Here is a 19,277-nt window from a genome sequence, read left to right as displayed (position 1 = left end):
TCAATACAGAGAGAAACAATCAAGAATAATATTAAATATACTAATATTTGCCTGTATGATATCCGATAAAATCTTTAATATTAAAGACTGTTAGTGACAGCGGTAGCTCATTAGTTGTGAGATTTATCACTTACTTAGCCGACTAGGATAATTAATGGAGTAAAAAATGGTCAGCTCTCTGTATGCTGTTTTAGGTGCATTGCTATTAATTAAATTATCGCTCAACGTAGTTAAACTGAGAACACAGTATCGTGTCGCTTATGGCGACGGTGGCTTTTACGAATTACAAACCGCTATCCGCGTACATGGCAACGCCGTCGAATATATTCCGATGTCTTTGTTGCTATTACTGTTTATGGAAATGAATGGCGCACACGTATGGATGATCCACTTGTGTGGTATTATTTTAATTGCGGGACGCATACTCCATTCTTATGGTCTAAAAAATAGAGAATATTATTGGCGTCGTTCTGGTATGACTGCCACTTATCTTTCTATGGTATTAATGGTTATCGCCAATATTTACTATTTACCGTGGGTTCAAATTTTCTCTTTTGATCTCTAATATCCCCGTAGATAATCGCCCTAACGGCAGGCTTTCTGCCGTTTTAGTCTGTATTTTGCAGCATTATTTTTCATCCCACCTTTGAATTGCTTTTCTGCATCGAGTAAATTTCTGCTAGAATCCCCCTCTACTTATTGTTTCTATTTATACAAGCCGTTATGTCAACTCAGGATCAACAACCAAAAGATAGCCTTTTCTCCGCCCCTATTGCTAATTTAGGCGATTGGCAATTTGACGAGAAAGTGGCCGAAGTTTTCCCCGATATGATCCAGCGTTCAGTGCCGGGCTATTCGAATATTATTACTATGATTGGCATGCTGGCAGGACGTTTTGTCACTGATCACAGTCAGGTGTACGATCTCGGATGTTCGCTAGGCGCAGCCACATTATCGATGCGCCGTAATATTCAGGCTAAACAGTGCAATATTATCGCGGTAGATAATTCCCCTGCGATGGTCGAACGCTGTCGTCGTCATATTGATGCCTATAAAGCCGAGACACCTGTTGAAGTGATTGAAGGTGATATCCGCAATATTAAGCTGCAAAATGCCTCCATGGTGGTGCTAAATTTTACATTACAGTTTCTCAATCCAGAAGATCGCCAAACGCTACTGAACAAAATTTATCAGGGACTTAATCCTGGCGGCGTATTAGTATTATCGGAGAAATTTAGCTTCGATGATCAACCGATTGATGAATTATTATTTAATATGCACCATGATTTCAAACGTGCAAATGGCTATAGTGAACTCGAAATTAGCCAAAAACGCAGCATGTTAGAAAACGTGATGTTAACCGATAGCGTAACTGCACATAAAAACAGATTGAAAACAGCAGGTTTTGAGCACAGTGAAGTGTGGTTCCAATGCTTCAATTTTGGCTCTATTCTCGCGGTTAAAGGAACTGGAAAATGATTGATTTTGGTAATTTTTACCGTGAAATAGCCACAGGTCGCTTAAGCCACTGGTTAGATGTTTTACCCGCGCAGCTCAGTGAATGGAAAAAAGAACATTTACACGGTAAATTTAAATCGTGGGAAAAAGTGCTGGAAAATTTACCGGCGATCACTCCCACCACACTGGATTTAAAACATAGCGTGACCGCAACGCGAGAGCCTGAGTTAACCTCGGGCGAATATCGCTGTGTGTACAATATTTTGCGAGAATTTATGCCATGGCGTAAAGGTCCTTTTTCTTTATATGGTGTAAATATTGATACCGAATGGCGCTCTGATTGGAAATGGGAGCGCGTATTACCGCATATTTCTCCGTTAAAAGATCGCTATGTGTTGGATGTTGGCTGTGGTAGTGGCTACCACATGTGGCGTATGCTAGGCGAAGGTGCCGAATTTGTTGTGGGTATTGACCCGACACAACTGTTTTTATGTCAATTCGAAGCAGTACGCACCTTACTGGGTAATGATCAACGCGCGCACCTATTACCGGTCGGTATTGAACAACTTCCACAACTCAAAGCCTTTGATACTGTATTTTCTATGGGGGTGTTATATCACCGACGCTCGCCATTAGATCACTTATATCAGCTGAAAAATCAGTTAGTTTCTGATGGCGAATTAGTGCTAGAAAGCTTGGTTATCGACGGTGACGAGTTCCAATGCTTGATCCCCGGTGACCGCTATGCACAAATGCGTAATGTCTACTTTATTCCCTCAGCGAAGATGCTGAAAGTGATGTTAGAAAAATGCGGGTTTGTCGATGTGCGTATTGTTGATCAAGCGATAACTTCGCTCGATGAGCAGCGCAGTACCGAATGGATGACCACCGAATCACTGGTGGATTTTCTTGATCCTAACGATCAGAGTAAAACTATCGAAGGCTATCCGGCGCCCTTACGAGCAATATTAACCGCGCGTAAACCCTAATATCTACCAGCATATTTGATAATCTAAACGATATTAATGCTCTAACACCAATACTCCTTCTGACCAAAAAGAAACCCACATTAACCTGTGGGTTTTCTGAATCTGTTTTTGGAGATTACTGATTTTTCAGCGTAGTATAACTAAACAGTCTTTGGTGTAGCTAATTAATGCAAATTATTAGTTAGCGACATAAAATCTTTCATCGCTTCAACCGTTAATCCATCAACGCAATAATGTGTAAACTCATCCGTTTCACTGTTCGATGCCATAGTCACACCAACTTTGCGGTAATTCATACTCGAAGAAACCGTCTTACCCGCGGAACTGTGCAGCTCAGTAATGCCCATTTCGATGAATTTAGTCAAATTACTCAATCGAACTCCCGCACCTGCCATAATAATAGGTCCATTAATTTCACGACTTTTATCATTCAACTGCTTTAATAGCGGTAAACCCAATTCTGCATTTTGCTGCTGTCCAGAAGTCAATATTCTGGCGATGCCCAATGATTTTAATTGTTCTAATGCTAATAACGGATTCACGCACATATCGAAAGCGCGATGAAAAGTGACTTCTAATCCACGCGTTTCTCGCATTAACAGTTCCATTCGCGGCAGATCAATTCGTCCTTCGCTATCAAGCATACCAACTACCACTCCCGGAAAACCAAGCTCGCGGATCATTTGCACATCATCTTTTATAACCTCAAACTCCATGGTGTTATAACAAAAATCTCCACCACGTGGGCGAACAATGGGATGCACTGGAATATGAATGTTTTTTCGAGCATGTTTTAAACACCCATAGCTAGGTGTTAATCCCCCTTCCGCAGCGCCTGAACACAATTCTATACGATCAGCACCAAATTCTTGCGCTATTTGCGCACATTCAATCCCAAAGCAACAAATTTCAAGTTTCGCCATAACCGCCCTCCAATAGCTATTAAAATAACGCAAATCGGTAAAAGATAATAATGACACCTATTTGCATTTGCTGACTTGTTTAATATCACAGCTTAAGAAGTTTTTTGTATAAATATTAGATAAAAGCTTTTTTTGTAACCTAACCCTCACTTTCAACAATTTTTTTCAAAGAAAAAGGATGATATTTTAAGGTTATCTTACCATCACTAACCGCTAATGTGGGATTAGGCAAACGTTCGTAATCACCTTTAGGTTGACTTATCTTAAGGCTGAAATTATGAGGTAAAGGCTTGGGTAACAAAGCACTAGCTTGCTCAATTAGCTGCTCTGGTTCAACATCAATAACTGCTTCGACATGCTCCCAACTTTCTTGTGGATAGACTTTATCTTTAGGAAACGGCAGTTCGATAATAGAAACTGGCCAACCGGCAATATTTAACGGTTGAGCGAGTTCAAATAAATAGATAGGGCGCCCGTTGATTGACTTATTGGAGATTAATTCAGCACACTGCGCTAACCCCTCACACCAACGATGAGCGGTAGTCAATTGATGGCAACGTACAGAAATATGATCTATCGGGTAGTCAGCCAAAGAAATGCCTAATATCTCTGCCATTTGCTGCAATCGTTGTTCAAAAAGTGGTAAATCTTCGGCTAAATCGGCTAATTGAGCAATATGGTTCAAAACATTCATACAAATAATATCCTTGGTGGTAAAATACTAGGCTGTTAAATCTTTGGCAGTTATTAAGTGGTTCGATGGGCGATTTTAACCTATTAACGCGACCCACCCAGCTATAACTTGCAGTATAATGGCTATGTTAGGTGGCATGCAAAATAACAATTATGTTATAAATCTCCTCCTTTAAACTTCATGGCTCTTTTCGTGCGTTGTTTGTAATGGCACAATACAACGACTTATGTTCGTAATTTAAGGTAATCCGGTGAATATTCAGGCTATTCTTTCAGATAAAATTAGTGCTGCGTTGCTCGCAGCGGGAGCTCCTGAGGGCTGTGATGCGCTAGTGCGTCAGTCCGCTAAAGTCCAATTTGGGGACTATCAGGCCAATGGCATTATGGGCGCTGCTAAAAAAATGGGTATCCCGCCCCGACAACTGGCCGAAAAAGTCATTGGTCTGTTAGATCTTGAAGGTATCGCCAATAAAGTTGAAATTGCTGGCCCCGGCTTTATCAATATTTTTATTGATCCGCGCTGGATTGAAAAAGGTGCCGAAGTTGCCCTGCAAGATGAAAAATTGGGCATTTCCCCGGTTGAATCTCAGACGATTGTTATCGACTATTCTGCGCCTAACGTGGCTAAACAGATGCATGTTGGCCACTTACGTTCGACAATTATTGGCGATGCGGCAGCCCGTACATTAGAATTTTTGGGTCACAAAGTGATCCGCGCCAATCACGTCGGTGACTGGGGGACTCAGTTTGGTATGCTGATAGCTTATCTGGAAAAAGTCCAGAATGAAGAAGCCAGCGATATGGCATTAGCTGATTTAGAAGTATTCTATCGCGAAGCCAAAAAATGCTACGACGAAGATGAAGACTTCGCTCTGCGCGCCCGTAACTACGTGGTTAAGCTGCAATCTGGCGATGAATATTGCCGTAAGATGTGGCGTAAATTGGTAGATATCACCATGGCGCAAAATCAACAAACCTATCAGCGCTTAAATGTCACTCTGACTGAAGACGATGTGATGGGTGAAAGCCTATACAACCATATGCTAGCAGATATTGTTGCCGACTTACGCGCCAAAGGGCTGGCGGTAGATAGTGAAGGCGCCGTGGTTGTTTATCTTGACGAATACAAGAATAAAGAAGGCGACCCAATGGGCGTCATTATTCAGAAAAAAGATGGCGGCTATCTGTATACCACTACTGACATCGCATGCGCTAAGTATCGCCATGAAGTGCTGCATGCAGACCGAGTGCTATATTATATCGACTCTCGTCAACATCAGCATTTGATGCAAGCATGGACTATCGTACGCAAAGCGGGTTATATTCCCGAATCGATGTCTCTTGAGCACCATATGTTCGGCATGATGCTTGGTAAAGATGGCAAACCGTTTAAAACTCGTTCTGGTGGTACCGTACGTCTGTCTGACCTGCTGGATGAAGCCGTTGAACGTGCAGAAAAACTGATCCGTAGTAAAAATCCAGAATTAAGCGAAGATGAATTACAAAAAGTGGTCACTGCGGTCGGGATTGGTGCGGTTAAATACGCTGATTTATCCAAAAGCCGTACCACCGATTATATTTTCGATTGGGATAATATGCTGGCATTTGAAGGCAATACTGCGCCATATATGCAATACGCATACACCCGTGTGGCATCTATTTTCAAACGCGCAGAAGTTGATCAAACGGATTTGTCATTGCCATTAGTGTTAACCGATGAGCGTGAAAAAGCTTTAGCTATTCGCCTGCTGCAATTTGAAGAAACCATTACTCAGGTGGCACGCGATGGCACACCTCACGTTATGTGTGCTTATCTGTATGATGTCGCGGGATTATTCTCTGGATTCTATGAACATTGCCCTATTCTTACAGCCGAATCTGACGCACAACGTCAAAGCCGTTTAAAACTGGCACTGTTGACTCAAAAAACCTTAAAAACTGGCTTAGAGACTTTAGGTATTCAAACCGTAGAGAGAATGTAAGCACGCTATTATTCTCAATTCGGTTTTAATCCCATTATTAATAAAAAGAGCAGCCTGATGGCCGCTCTTTTTTATTGTCATTATTTGACCTAACATGAACGGGATTTTATACCCGCTCATTACTGAATAATAAACCCGCTACGCTATCCAATTATCGCCTTAGATATTATAACGTTAATATTGTTAGCTTAGATACTGCGCTGCATAAAATCACGTGGACGAAAACCTGAAACATAAAGTGCGGCAAAATAACTGCTGGCACCCAAAATAACCACTAAAATCAAGCGCAGCATACGCATCAGCATATTGCCTTGTTCCCAAGCTGGCATTAGATATAACAGCCCAAATAGCACCGCCACCATCACAACTAGCGCAAACAATAATTTGCCTAAGAATTTGCCCCAGCCAGCTAATGGTTTGAAAATATTACGCTTACGTAACTGCCAATATAGCACTCCGGCATTGAAACAGGACGCCAAACCAATCGATAATGCTAGCCCGGCATGCTGCAAAGGCCCAATAAAGACTAAGTTCATTAACTGAGTTAAAATCAGGGTGGCAATCGCAATTTTAACCGGGGTTTTAATGTCCTGGCGTGAATAAAATCCAGGCGCCAAAATTTTCACCACGATCATTCCCATTAAACCAACGCAATAAGCCATCAGTGCTCGCTGAGTCATCGCCGCATCAAAAGCCGTAAAATTACCGTATTGAAACAGAGCCACCGTCAAAGGTTCAGATAAAATCGCTAATGCGACGGCGCAAGGCAATGCTAGCAAGAAACATAAACGCAGTCCCCAGTCCATTAAACGGCGATATTCTTCATGATTACCACTGGTGAAACTCTTGGCTAGCGATGGTAATAAAATGGTCCCCAAGGCGACACCAAGTACACCTGAAGGTAACTCCATCAAGCGATCTGCATAATACATCCATGAGACTGAGCCTGATTGTAAGAAAGAGGCAAAAATTGTATTGATAATTAATGAAATTTGACTCACTGAAACCCCAATAATCGCCGGTCCCATCAAGCGCATGACTCGCCATACACCGCTATTTTTAAACGATAATCTTGGCAGAACTAACATGCCAATTTTTTTCAAATGTGGCAATTGATAAACTAATTGTAAAATTCCCCCCACTAATGCTGCCCAAGCTAATGCCATTATCGGTGGGTCAAAATACGGGGCTAAAAAGGCCGCAAAGAAGATCATACTGACATTCAATAAGGTGGGAGCAAACGCTGGAACAGAAAAACGATTCCAAGTGTTCAGAATAGCACCAGCTAAAGAAGCTAGAGAAATCAAAAAGATATAAGGAAAGGTAACCCGCAATAATGAAGTGGTTAAGATAAACTTATCGGCATCTTCACTAAATCCGGGGGCAGTCACATAAATAATCCACGGTGCGGCAACGATACCGGCCACCGTGACTAATGCCAAAATTAATGTCAACATCCCGGCGATAAATGCAATAAAAGTACGTGTCGCTTCCTCTCCTTGCTGACTTTTATATTCGGCCAGAATCGGGACAAACGCCTGAGAAAATGCCCCTTCGGCAAAGATCCGTCGCAGCAAGTTCGGCAATTTAAACGCCACAAAGAATGCATCAGCCGAAGCGCCGGCACCAAAAAAACGCGCAATAATGGCATCACGCACAAAACCGAGAACACGCGACATCATGGTCATGGAACTGACCGCCGCTAATGATTTTAATAAATTCATGATTATAGGTACTGAAATTAAATAATCGTGCAAGTTTACCAGCAGTGCTGCCTGCTGACTACGACTGAAATTTCAATTCGGCCGCCTTATTAGTTCACTCGCGTATATTCACTTATTGTTTCGAGAGCAAGCCTAAATAAGCCTGAATTAAAATGAACAAAAAATTGCGGATGTTATCGCGTCCGCGTAGTTAATGCGGTCAATACATGGTCACGCCAAACGCCGTCAATTTGTAGATATTGTTTCGCATAGCCTTCGCGTTCAAAACCAAGCTTAGTTAATAAATTGCCACTGCGAATATTATGTGGCATATAATTAGCCATAATGCGATGAATTTTTTGATGCTGCTGCATATAGCGAATAGTCGCTTGCCCCGCTTCATACATTAATTTTTGTCCCTGCCATTTCTCAGCGATCGAATATCCCACATAACACGCTTGAAACGCCCCACGCAGTACATTACTGTAATTAATCACCCCGATCACTTGATCTTCATCAGGAGCTAATAACAGAAAATGAAATGCGCTCCCTTGCCGATGCAGCTCCGTCATCACATGCAACCGATTTTGCCAGCCTGAAGGTTGGAAATGTGAGTTATCACGCGTCGGCTCCCACGGTTTTAAAAACGCTTTATTTTCACAATAATAATCAGCTAAACGGTACGCATCCCGTTCATAGGCTAAACGGATAACCATTCTGTCCGTTACTAGGCGAGGTTTTGGCGCCCCATTGCGATAACCAAACATTTAACATCCTTAAAAATACGCTAAAATCGCCGAACTATTGATTCAATTTAGTCATTAGCTATGGCTGGTTACAAATTAATTTCCGGATTACAGACTATCAATTATCTGCAATTTTTAACGAGATTGATAAAAATAAATAATCGATAAGCACCTGATGTATCGATTAAAAAATATCATGATCTAGTATCTATTCTGCTGATAATATTCTCAACAATTATTATTGATCTCTCTCCTCCTATTTTTGCTCTTTTTGATGGTGTGTAATGGCACAGGTATCGCAAGCAAGAAGTCTGGGTAAATACTTCTTATTATTTGATAATATGCTGGTTGTTCTCGGCTTTTTTGTCGTATTCCCCTTAATTTCGATTCATTTTGTTGAACAACTTGGTTGGCCGGCATTAGTGGTTGGGTTCGCGCTAGGACTGCGCCAACTCACTCAGCAAGGACTGGGGATTTTCGGTGGGGCAATCGCCGACCGGTTTGGCGCTAAGCCGATGATTATTATCGGTATGCTAATGCGTGCTGCGGGTTTTGCTGTGATGGCTATGGCTAATGAACCGTGGATATTATGGTTCTCTTGTATTTTATCCGCCCTTGGCGGCACTCTGTTTGACCCACCACGCACTGCACTGGTGATCAAATTAACTCGTCCGTATGAACGCGGACGCTTTTACTCACTGCTATTAATGCAAGATAGCGCAGGCGCAGTAATTGGTGCGCTGATCGGCAGTTGGCTACTGCAATATGATTTTCATTATGTTTGCTGGGTCGGAGCCGCCGTGTTTGTATTAGCTGCGCTATTTAATGCATGGCTATTACCGGCTTACCGTATTTCTACCGCCAAAACCCCAATCCGAGAAGGCTTAAGCCGCGTATTGCACGATAAACGTTTTGTTAATTACGTCATAACGCTGGCGGGTTATTTTATACTGGCGGTACAAGTCATGCTGATGTTCCCAATTATTATCAATGAATTAGCCGGTACACCCACTGCCGTCAAATGGATGTATGCTATTGAAGCCACAATTTCGTTGTCGCTGCTATATCCTATTGCGCGCTGGAGCGAAAAGTATTTTCGTCTTGAACAGCGGGTCATGGCTGGATTATTCTTGATGAGTATCAGCATGATCCCCATCGGGCTGACACACTCTTTGCCCCTACTATTTGGATTAATTAGCCTGTTTTATCTCGGGATGATTATTGCCGAACCCGCTCGAGAAACCTTGAGCGCTTCATTAGCTGATCCTCGGGCACGCGGTAGTTACATGGGGTTCAGTCGTTTAGGTTTAGCTTTAGGTGGTGCAGTCGGCTATACCGGTGGAGGCTGGCTGTATGATATTGGGCATCAATACCATATGCCGCATTTACCGTGGTTTTTATTAGGCGTTATTGGTTTTATTACCATCTGGGCGCTGCATCGCCAATTTAACCAAAAGAAAATTGAAACTGCCATGCTTAATGGTAATTAATGGTGTAAAATTAACTCATTAGACGACAAGGAGCATGTATCGATGAGACATATCTTACTGGCCGCAACCTTTGGCCTGATCACCCTACTTACTGGTTGTAACCAATTTAAAGAGTTCAGTATCAACGAAGGGCTGATTAATGACTATTTAGCCAAAAATGTGAACTATAATCATCAAGTTGGGCTTTCTGGTGTGGTTGATGCTGATATCCAATTTTTTAATTTATCTACCGAGATTGGTCGTACCGAACCCAATAAAATTGCGCTCACTGGGCAAGCTAAAATTACGCTAGATAGCTTATTAGGTTCAACCACCGCACAAGTGTCATTAACGTTAACCTCTCGCCCTTACTTTGACGTAGCGACAGGTGCTATCTATTTGAAAGATTTAACTATCAGCAGCTATAAAGTGACACCTGAAAATATGGATGCGCCTATTTCGGCGGTATTGCCGTATCTCAATAGTTCACTGCAAAGCTTCTTTGAACAGCAACCTGTTTATGTTCTGAACCCCGATAATAGCGCGGCAGAAGCTACTGCCAAAAAATTGGCCAAAGGCTTAGAAGTCAAACCGGGTAAATTAGTTATCCCATTAGTCGAGTAATTGACTAACGCTGCTATTGACGATAAAAAAATTCTATAGATAAACGCTAAAACGGACCTTAAGCCATGCTTAGGTCCGTTTTTTTTGATTAAATTATTTTATCGATATTATTTTATTGGCATGATTTTATGGATAATAGTGACAGGGTCACTCAGCATTAGTAAGATCTTCAGACAAATCCTGATACAGCTCCGCCAATGCTTCACGAGTCATAATCGCCAAATTGCGGTAAAAACTGGTTTTGGCATGCGCTTCTACTTTGCCTAAAAAAGTACTGCTCCACGGCAAAATAAAACACTCAAAAAACTGAATCTGCGCATCAACTTCATCTTCTGCTGCTTGATCTTCCAACCAAGATGCCGACAATAACAGCCCGCCAAACGTATCCATCGGCGCTTCACTGGTCATTGGCATGCCGCGCTCAACTAAGAACTCACGGATTGCGCTTTCTGGCTGCACATCGTACTCCGCGGCTCTAAACGGTACCGCAGGATCCGCTGGATTAAATAGCGCCTGATAATCTTGATCCAGCGCCGAAATATCAGCCAGCGGCTGCATACGCTCCCAAAGTTCATCTTGTTCGAGCGGCCACGCTGTTTTTAAGCTGCCATTAGCTATCATATCAAACAGCGGTTTCACCACCTGATCTTCCGGGGCACGCTGAAATAATGAGCCTAGGATACGGCAAACCATTGAAAATTCATTCATAGTATTATCCTTATTAAGTTTGCTCTATTCTCGCTAATTAACCGCCTGAATGTAAAGAAAAACAACCAACTATCAATATCCGCGAGTCATATCCACGACGGCATGCGGCGGCTGATTATTTTCAATCCGTTCAATATTCTCTTTAATGGTATCCATCGCCTCATCTGGACGGGTAAAAGCCGCAATATGGGGAGTAATCGCTACCCGAGGATGAGTCCAGAAAGGATGCATTTGGGACAGCGGCTCATTCGCAAACACATCTAACGATGCCCCTGCAACTTGCCCGCTATCTAGTGCTTGTAGGAGATCTTGTTCAACTAAATGCGCGCCACGCGCTAGGTTAATCACAAATGCACCCGATTGTAACTGATTAAATAACTGACTATTCAGAATTCCTACAGTTTCGGGGGTACTCGGTAACAGGTTAATAATGACTTTGCTACCAGACAAAAATCCACTCAGCTGATCGTTACCATGAAAATTTTGCACTTTGTTAAAGTATTTTTCTGTCCGGCTCCAAGTACGAACAATAAAGCCAAAATCAACCAGTCGTCGGGCAACCGCACTCCCTAGCGCGCCAGCCCCCAGAATACCAATGATAAAATCCTCATGGCGATAGGCTGGCAGTTGTTTCCAGACTCGTTGGGATTGTAGTTGGCGATATTCGTCCATACGACGAAAATAATGTAACACCTTCGCCAGCGCATATTCTTCCATTTGAATTGCCATGCCTGTATCTTCTAACCGCATCAATGGAACACCCGCCGGCAAAGTACCAGGATGGTCAAGCTCTTGTTTAATAATCGCATCCACGCCAGCCCCTAAGGCAAAAATACCTTTCAAATCCTTGCGCGAAGCTAACATATCATAAGGAGGAAGCCACACCATGGCGTAATCCGCAGGCGCATTATCCCCCGGTAACCATTGACGTATGTTAGCCTGAGGTAATCGCTCTCTCATGCCCTCGATCCAGATATTTGCATCAAAAAATGGATGATAAAATATAATATTCATGGCCTTCCTCCTAAGTTAACAGATAGATTGTTCTGAATAGAACTAAGTTTCAAGCGAATATAATTACTCAGCTAAGGCTAAGGTCTAAACTGTTAACTCGTTAACGCTTTTTAACTCAAAAGGTTGCAGTTTCATTAACTTTTTTCTCATCGTAAAAAGTTTAGAGGCAGAATATTAGCCACTATTACCCATTCCTTAGTTCCCCCTATTACGGATATAGCCGCCGTTATTAGAATCTCATAAAAATAACCTAATAAATTTAATCTCCTATATGAAAATATACAGCAAAGAGATAGTGGGGTTAGCTAACAAATGAATAGATATACTTAGCAAAAAATATAATTTCAGTACGGAATACACACAAAAACAGAAAATTCCTATTATCTAATAACTATAATATTTATCATTTTTTATACTTATAGATTAATTATTAACCGCACATCTATATGAGATCATTAGATTATCATTATGGCTTTATTCCCAATAAGAATAGACTTATACTCTTCTCATATATTATTTAAATTAATATATAGATAGAAAAAATTAATTATAAACATTTTATGGAAATAACCTATGAAAGCAGCTGTTGTTGGAAAAAATAAAACCGTTGAAATTATTAATAATAAAAAATTACGTCCGCTAAAATATGGCGAAGCCTTATTAAAAATGGAATGTTGCGGTGTTTGTCATACTGATCTGCATGTAAAAAATGCAGATTTTGGTGATGTTACCGGTGTAATCTTAGGGCATGAAGGCGTCGGTGTAGTCACCGAAGTTGCTGAAGGTGTAACTTCTTTAAAAGTTGGCGATAGAGCTAGCGTCGCATGGTTTTTCCAGGGCTGTGGTCACTGCGAATATTGCAACAGTGGTAATGAAACTTTCTGTCGTGAAGTTAAAAATGCGGGCTATACCATTGATGGTGCGATGGCTGAAGAATGTATTGTCACTGCTGATTACGCAGTAAAAGTACCTGATGGATTAGATTCTGCTGCAGCAAGTAGCATTACTTGTGCTGGCGTAACAACCTATAAAGCAATTAAAAAATCAGAAATTAAACCTGGCCAATGGATAGCAGTATACGGCTTAGGTGGATTAGGTAACCTCGCACTGCAATACGCTAAAAATGTATTTAATGCCAAAGTTATCGCTATCGATGTCAATGACAGTCAACTTAAATTGGCTAAAGAGTTGGGTGCCGACCTGATTTTAAATCCAAAAACAGACAATGTAGATGAGATTATTCAACAACAAATCGGTGGTGTTCATGCTGCGGTAGTGACTGCAGTGGCTAAATCTGCCTTTAATTCCGCGGTAAACAGCGTTCGCGCGGCAGGACGAATTGTCGCGGTAGGCCTGCCTGTTGAAACCATGGATCTTAGTATTCCACGTTTAGTATTAGACGGCATTGAAGTAGTAGGATCTTTAGTCGGTACGCGTGAAGATTTAAAAGAAGCTTTTCAATTTGCGGCAGAAGGTAAAGTTGTACCTAAAGTTACAATGCGTCCTTTGGAAGATATCAACACAATATTTGAAGAAATGGAACAAGGTAAATTTACCGGCCGTATGGTTATTGATTTTAAACACAATCATTAATCCGGCAAATAATAATTTAACAGCTAAACTTAGGTTAATTTAAATCGGCTAATCTAAATCAGTCAATCTAAGTAAGTGCGGGATAAATTATTTTAAAATAGTACAATATGAAATAACATAATAATAGTACGATAAAATAGGATCGCCTCGGCAATATTGAGGCGATTCATTAATTTTATTATATAAACCTGGGTAGACGTCCATCCATCTATTAATATAATAAATACACAGAATTATTTACAGGATCTCGAAATGATACTTTTCGTCCTCCGCCTTTCAATCGATACTTTCCAACAATATTTTACCATCTAACTCTTTCATCCAATATCTTCATTTGTCCATGCCAATATTCTGCCTCAATATGAACAGATTTTTCGCTAATCAGCTATAGCGTCAATAATCTATTTTTTATAGTCACGTTCATTTTTAACGCACTTCAAACTATTTTTGAGTTTTATCGCGGCACTATTGCCGTTTTCTTCAACAAATTGTTTTTTATTTGTTTAAACAACCACAGAAAACAGAAAAAAATCAAATATTCAGTTGACGCTGAGGGTGCTTTTCCCTATAGTAGCGCCCCGTTGCAGAGTGAGTTACGGCGTAAATTAGCGCAAACTAAGTAACACAATTTGTGACCAAAATTGGTGAGGTGTCCGAGAGGCTTAAGGAGCACGCCTGGAAAGTGTGTATACGTGAAAACGTATCGAGGGTTCGAATCCCTCCCTCACCGCCATATTCGATGAGAAAGCCCAGATGAAAATCTGGGCTTTTTTACATGCTAAATTGCTTTCTCTATCACTGTTGATTCTCCACTTACACATCCTTGAATCTATAACCCAATTTGCCCTCGGTTATTATGTTATAATTATTAACGATTATATTGGGTTAGATAACTACATTCTGCAGTTTTTTTGATAAATAACAGCCTCTCGACGATTAAACGGCGTATGATCCTTGTCGTTTCTCTCTTTTCTTAACCACCCTGTTATTCTGGTAGGGGTACAATGAATACAAAAAAAATTAATAGTTTACGTCCATTTAGTGCATTAATTGATTCCTGTTGGAAAGAAAAATACTCTTTCGCTCGTTTTATTCGTGATCTTATTGCGGGGATTACTGTCGGGATCATCGCTATTCCTTTAGCGATGGCGCTGGCAATTGCCAGTGGGGTTCCACCACAATACGGGCTCTATACCGCGGCTATTGCTGGGATTGTGATTGCGATTTCTGGCGGCTCACGCTATAGCGTTTCAGGGCCGACCGCTGCGTTTGTGGTGATTTTATATCCGGTATCGCAACAATTTGGGCTGAGTGGCTTACTTATCGCCACATTGATGTCCGGTATTATTTTGCTAGCAATGGGCTTTGCCCGTTTTGGTAAATTTATTGAATATATTCCGGTCTCGGTCACACTAGGATTTACCTCCGGGATCGCTATCACTATTGCCACCATGCAAATCAAAGATTTCTTTGGTTTAGAGATGGCACATGTTCCGGAAAACTATGTCGATAAAGTTATCGCTTTGGCTCAATCAATGCCAACACTGCACTTTAGCGACACTCTGATCGGTTTAACCACCTTATTAATTTTAATCTACTGGCCCAAACTGCGGTTAAAGTTACCCGGTCACTTACCCGCATTAGTTGGCGGAACGCTAGTTATGGCAATTTTGGCCTATTTTGACCATCCTGTTGCCACCATTGGCTCTCAGTACAGTTATTTTCTCAGTGATGGGACACAAGGCCAAGGTATTCCGCCTATCCTACCGCAGTTTGTCTTACCGTGGGAATTGCCGGGAAATGCCCCACTCTCTTGGGCAACCATCACCGCATTAATGCCCGCAGCTTTTTCTATGGCGGTATTGGGCGCGATAGAATCACTATTATGTGCCGTGGTGCTGGACAACATGACAGGTACAAAACATCATTCAAACAGTGAGTTAGTCGGCCAAGGTTTGGGCAATATTGTGGCGCCATTTTTTGGAGGGATCACTGCAACGGCGGCAATCGCCCGCTCTGCGGCTAATGTTCGTGCGGGCGCGACCTCACCAGTCTCCGCCATCGTGCATTCTATCTTGGTACTGCTAACTCTATTAATTTTGGCTCCGCTGCTGTCTTATTTACCCTTAGCCGCAATGTCCGCACTGTTGCTAATAGTCGCATGGAATATGAGCGCCGCGCCCAAAGTGATCGATTTACTGCGTCGTGCCCCCAAAGACGACATTATTGTTTTATTGATTTGCTTATCATTAACCGTGTTGTTCGATATGGTGATTGCGATTACTGTCGGCATCGTGCTGGCCTCTTTACTATTTATGCGTCGTATCGCTAACATGACACGCATCAGCGAACTCGCCGAAACTAACCCTGAGAAGAAACTGTTGGTAGTACGGATTAACGGCCCATTATTTTTTGCTGCCGCTGAGCGTATTTTTGAGGAGTTAAGGCTTAAAAGCGCCGGTTGCGATACCATTATCATGCAGTGGGATGCCGTTCCAGTACTGGATGCAGGTGGATTAGAAGCTTTTCAGAAATTTATCGATGAAGTGAAAAAAGATACTCATATCGCAGTCTGTGAAATCCCATTCCAACCATTAAAAACCTTAGCTCGCGCTCGAGTTACCCCCATTGAGAACGTGCTCAGTTTCCATAACTCTGTCGATAGTGCCTTAAATACCTTGGCATTAAAATAATCCCTTTGGCTAGCAGCTCTATTAATGCGCTGCTAGCCGCTATAACGACAGTAATACTCGGTTTAACTAGAGAAATAACCAAAATATTAATGCCCAAGTCATTGCAATGATAAGCGTGAGGTTACAAGCATATCATCGCCACTCGGGCATTAAGTTAATGGTAATATAGCTATATTGTGCTGCAACGCTATCGTATTGAAAACAATATTGTATAACCATACAGGCTGTAATTTAAATTATGTAAAGGCTATTCTCAGCTTGGGTAAGTCTCGCTTGGATCAAGCTGTTATATCAACCTGCCAATCACGACCTTCCCAGCCCCGCCCATCAAACCTACGGGTAAATTGCAGCGTTTTTCCACCTAATGCACTAACATTCACCATAACACCATACAGCCCTAAACCGAGAGGTTGACTGGTTTGTTCTTTAATATCCTGCCAATTATCATAGCCATAATGCAAAACAAAAGGCTCTTGAGACTCAATCCAAAGCTCATGACTCACAGGTACTGCGCCACAAGATAAATTATCACGCCAATGACGCGCGCGGGCAACCGGTGGCTGATCGCGATAACGCCCACTGACCGATGTTAACTGCTCGATAGCCACGCCGGTTTTTTGCACATAAATAAGTTTAATCAGTTCTGCATGCGCCCAAATCAATGGCATGGCACTGCCACTAGGTCTGCCAGTAATTAATCCCCGCTCTGGGATGCTTGGCTTATCCCAAATTTGCTCAGGCAACATTCCCCCCGTACTGGCAGAGGCTAAAATAGCGTTCAAATACGGCTGAATATCTTCTTTGCAAGCTGCGGCATAATAACCGCGTTCACCACTGAGTAATGGCCATAATCGCCCCACACCGCTACCATCGAATGCCCGTCCATCGTCATGCTCACCATAACCGTCTTGATTATAACGATAATAATAAGGACCCGCAGGCAATTGAACGCACAGTAATTTATCCACCAGCTTAGTGGTATCTTGAATACGCTTATCTGATGCTTTACGTAACCCTAAGCGCACTAAATACAGATATTCCATCCCTATTAGTGCTCGGGTGTTAATGGTTTCATTATTGCGATTACGCAACATCACCTCACCAAAACGCGCAGAATGGCAATTAGGATTTAAGCGGATATAGTGACCAGAAATAGCTAACTCCCGATCAAGTTGGGTATTGGCTACATACACCCAGGATTCTAAACGCTCATTCCAATCATCGGCTAAATCAAGAGCGTATTGTTTATCGCCTTCTTCAAGAAAGCCCGCTTGTGCCCCTGCCACTAATGCCGCAATTGAAACAGACAAGGTAAATGGATTAATGCCTGAATTTTCTTCCCAGCGATCTTGTGGACTAGCAGGACCATATTGAGCAATAAATGACAGCGCCTTACGCGTCATTTTTATCGCGGCTCCTTGCATTTCGCCAAGTAATCCTTGTTCATGAAGTTTTGCCGCAAATAGTACCGGCAAAGCTACTTCATCTAATTGAATTCCCTGCCAATAAGGTTGGCCATCAGTAAAATTATTCTGCATCCAATGACCATCTGGCTGCTGAATAGCAATTAAATAAGCCATTAAAGCACGGACTTCAGCGATTAAACCACACGCCAACATCGCAAAACCAACTTCAACAGAATCACGAGGCCATACCAGATGATATCCCCCCGGGTCTTTATGAGTATCGCCCCACGGAGTACTTAGGCTGGCCACTAACGCTCCCGGGAAATTACGTCCCTCATGGGTTTTTATAACGGCAATCGAAGTACGAACCGCATCAGATAATTTTTTGGGCAATTTATCCAATCCCGGAAAATTGACAGTTTCATGCCATGCTGCCCATAAATAAGCATATTGTCTCCGTGCTTCTTGATAACCTGCCGCCAACGAGCTATGGGCTAAGGTGGCCGCGCCTTGTGCGCTGTCTGAAAAAGCTAACGCTAATACTCCAGAATTACAGTTAAGCTCACCCATCATAGCAATATTGCCGGGGCCGGCTTGCTGATATTCCCAGCGCATACAACCATTTTGATGAAAATCTTGCCATCCATCGGAGCAACCAACATAGCCAACACTCCCTCGAGTAAAGCCATTTTTTGCCGCTAATATTAAATGATGGTCTTTTTTATGCGCCACTAACCCTTGTGCTGATATTGAGCCGCAATTATTATCGCCATCTCCCGCTAAATGGGGCGCTAATAATGGGTATAGCTTTAACCCTTCGCCTTCAAGTTGGTATTTTATTAACAGTACGTCACGGGCAGGATCAGTGATAATTTCGAGCTCAAGGCGGTAACGTTCATGTTGATGGACAATTTTTGGCAGTGGTAGAGAAGATGATGGAGTGGTTAATTCATATTGATGGACGCGTTTGACTTCTGACCAAAAATCATCTCCTGCAATAATGAAACCTAAATCACGGATCTGCGGGGTACTGCACGAGGGCCAATAAACTTCATTTAAGATGCCATAACCCAGAGTAAACCACACGCGGCCTTGCCCTATTGCCGTCCCGACCATATCTTTAGCGCTACTGGTCCACGTTGCTGTACTTCCTGGCCCACCGGGGGCTTGTTGTTCATTCATTTGCTATTCTCCAATTCGAAGAGAGAACACCATTGGCTACTCTAACGCATAATTATTGATTATGTATCAGATACTTGTGTTCCCACTTTATACC

Annotated in this window: 15 protein-coding genes and 1 tRNA gene; 9 read left to right on the top strand and 7 right to left on the bottom strand. The window is 42.1% G+C overall.

The genetic code is table 11. The features are described 5' to 3' along the window. Positions 1-166 precede the first annotated feature (166 nt). The 3 genes from MNY66_RS07675 (at position 167) to cmoB (ending at position 2,447) form a co-directional block, all read left to right on the top strand. Entirely contained in the window at positions 167-565 is a 399-nt protein-coding gene (locus MNY66_RS07675; protein WP_047256492.1) for an MAPEG family protein, read from the top strand. A 158-nt stretch (positions 566-723) separates the two neighbouring features. Then, entirely contained in the window at positions 724-1,479 is a 756-nt protein-coding gene (gene cmoA, locus MNY66_RS07670) for a carboxy-S-adenosyl-L-methionine synthase CmoA (protein ID WP_047256491.1), read from the top strand. Further along, positions 1,476-2,447 (top strand): tRNA 5-methoxyuridine(34)/uridine 5-oxyacetic acid(34) synthase CmoB, encoded by a 972-nt coding sequence (gene cmoB / locus MNY66_RS07665; protein WP_053908468.1) that lies wholly within the window; start codon positions 1,476-1,478, stop codon positions 2,445-2,447. The genes cmoA and cmoB overlap by 4 nt, the downstream gene beginning before the upstream one ends. A gap of 164 nt (positions 2,448-2,611) precedes the next feature. Here the strand turns inward: cmoB and cutC are convergent, their stop codons facing one another. Then, a complete protein-coding gene (cutC, locus tag MNY66_RS07660; protein WP_053908470.1) occupies positions 2,612-3,370 on the bottom strand; it encodes a copper homeostasis protein CutC in 759 nt (252 codons plus the stop codon). A 139-nt stretch (positions 3,371-3,509) separates the two neighbouring features. Beyond that, the gene (locus tag MNY66_RS07655) at positions 3,510-4,064 is read right to left on the bottom strand and encodes a VOC family protein (protein WP_241501823.1); all 555 of its coding nucleotides are present in this window, start codon (positions 4,062-4,064) and stop codon (positions 3,510-3,512) included. Positions 4,065-4,314: 250 nt separating this feature from the next. Here MNY66_RS07655 and argS point away from each other — a divergent pair, with 250 nt between their 5' ends. Beyond that, complete coding sequence (argS, locus tag MNY66_RS07650) at positions 4,315-6,045, top strand: arginine--tRNA ligase (protein ID WP_047256487.1); 1,731 nt, start codon at positions 4,315-4,317, stop codon at positions 6,043-6,045. A gap of 188 nt (positions 6,046-6,233) precedes the next feature. Here the strand turns inward: argS and murJ are convergent, their stop codons facing one another. Then, positions 6,234-7,769 (bottom strand): murein biosynthesis integral membrane protein MurJ, encoded by a 1,536-nt coding sequence (gene murJ, locus MNY66_RS07645; protein WP_241501822.1) that lies wholly within the window; start codon positions 7,767-7,769, stop codon positions 6,234-6,236. A gap of 173 nt (positions 7,770-7,942) precedes the next feature. Then, positions 7,943-8,515: a ribosomal protein S5-alanine N-acetyltransferase gene (gene rimJ / locus MNY66_RS07640; RefSeq protein ID WP_047256485.1), complete on the bottom strand. Its 573-nt coding sequence runs from the start codon at positions 8,513-8,515 to the stop codon at positions 7,943-7,945. Between the two features lie 263 nt (positions 8,516-8,778). Here rimJ and mdtH point away from each other — a divergent pair, with 263 nt between their 5' ends. Then, complete coding sequence (mdtH, locus tag MNY66_RS07635) at positions 8,779-9,984, top strand: multidrug efflux MFS transporter MdtH (RefSeq protein WP_047256484.1); 1,206 nt, start codon at positions 8,779-8,781, stop codon at positions 9,982-9,984. A 42-nt stretch (positions 9,985-10,026) separates the two neighbouring features. Further along, positions 10,027-10,587, top strand: a complete 561-nt coding sequence (locus MNY66_RS07630) for a lipoprotein (RefSeq protein ID WP_047256483.1) — start codon at positions 10,027-10,029, stop codon at positions 10,585-10,587. A gap of 147 nt (positions 10,588-10,734) precedes the next feature. On the opposite strand, the gene MNY66_RS07625 is transcribed toward MNY66_RS07630, so the two are convergent. Both MNY66_RS07625 and ghrA read right to left on the bottom strand, forming a co-directional pair. Further along, positions 10,735-11,295, bottom strand: a complete 561-nt coding sequence (locus MNY66_RS07625) for a TorD/DmsD family molecular chaperone (RefSeq protein ID WP_047256482.1) — start codon at positions 11,293-11,295, stop codon at positions 10,735-10,737. A 72-nt stretch (positions 11,296-11,367) separates the two neighbouring features. Then, entirely contained in the window at positions 11,368-12,309 is a 942-nt protein-coding gene (ghrA, locus tag MNY66_RS07620) for a glyoxylate/hydroxypyruvate reductase GhrA (protein WP_047256481.1), read from the bottom strand. Positions 12,310-12,882: 573 nt separating this feature from the next. On the opposite strand from ghrA, the gene adhP reads away from it, so the two are divergent. From adhP to dauA, 3 genes are all read left to right on the top strand, one after another. Further along, positions 12,883-13,902, top strand: coding sequence for an alcohol dehydrogenase AdhP (adhP, locus tag MNY66_RS07615; RefSeq protein WP_047256480.1), 1,020 nt, complete (start codon positions 12,883-12,885; stop codon positions 13,900-13,902). A gap of 643 nt (positions 13,903-14,545) precedes the next feature. Then, positions 14,546-14,635 (top strand) — tRNA-Ser (locus tag MNY66_RS07610). A 271-nt stretch (positions 14,636-14,906) separates the two neighbouring features. Continuing rightward, the gene (gene dauA / locus MNY66_RS07605) at positions 14,907-16,595 is read left to right on the top strand and encodes a C4-dicarboxylic acid transporter DauA (protein WP_241501821.1); all 1,689 of its coding nucleotides are present in this window, start codon (positions 14,907-14,909) and stop codon (positions 16,593-16,595) included. Between the two features lie 278 nt (positions 16,596-16,873). On the opposite strand, the gene MNY66_RS07600 is transcribed toward dauA, so the two are convergent. Next, on the bottom strand, positions 16,874-19,183 hold the full coding sequence (locus MNY66_RS07600; protein WP_241501820.1) for a glycoside hydrolase family 15 protein: 2,310 nt from the start codon (positions 19,181-19,183) through the stop codon (positions 16,874-16,876). Positions 19,184-19,277 lie beyond the last annotated feature (94 nt).

Source organism: Moellerella wisconsensis, from assembly GCF_022592395.1.
GTDB lineage: Bacteria > Pseudomonadota > Gammaproteobacteria > Enterobacterales > Enterobacteriaceae > Moellerella > Moellerella wisconsensis.
This window is presented reverse-complemented; position numbering and strand designations above follow the sequence as displayed.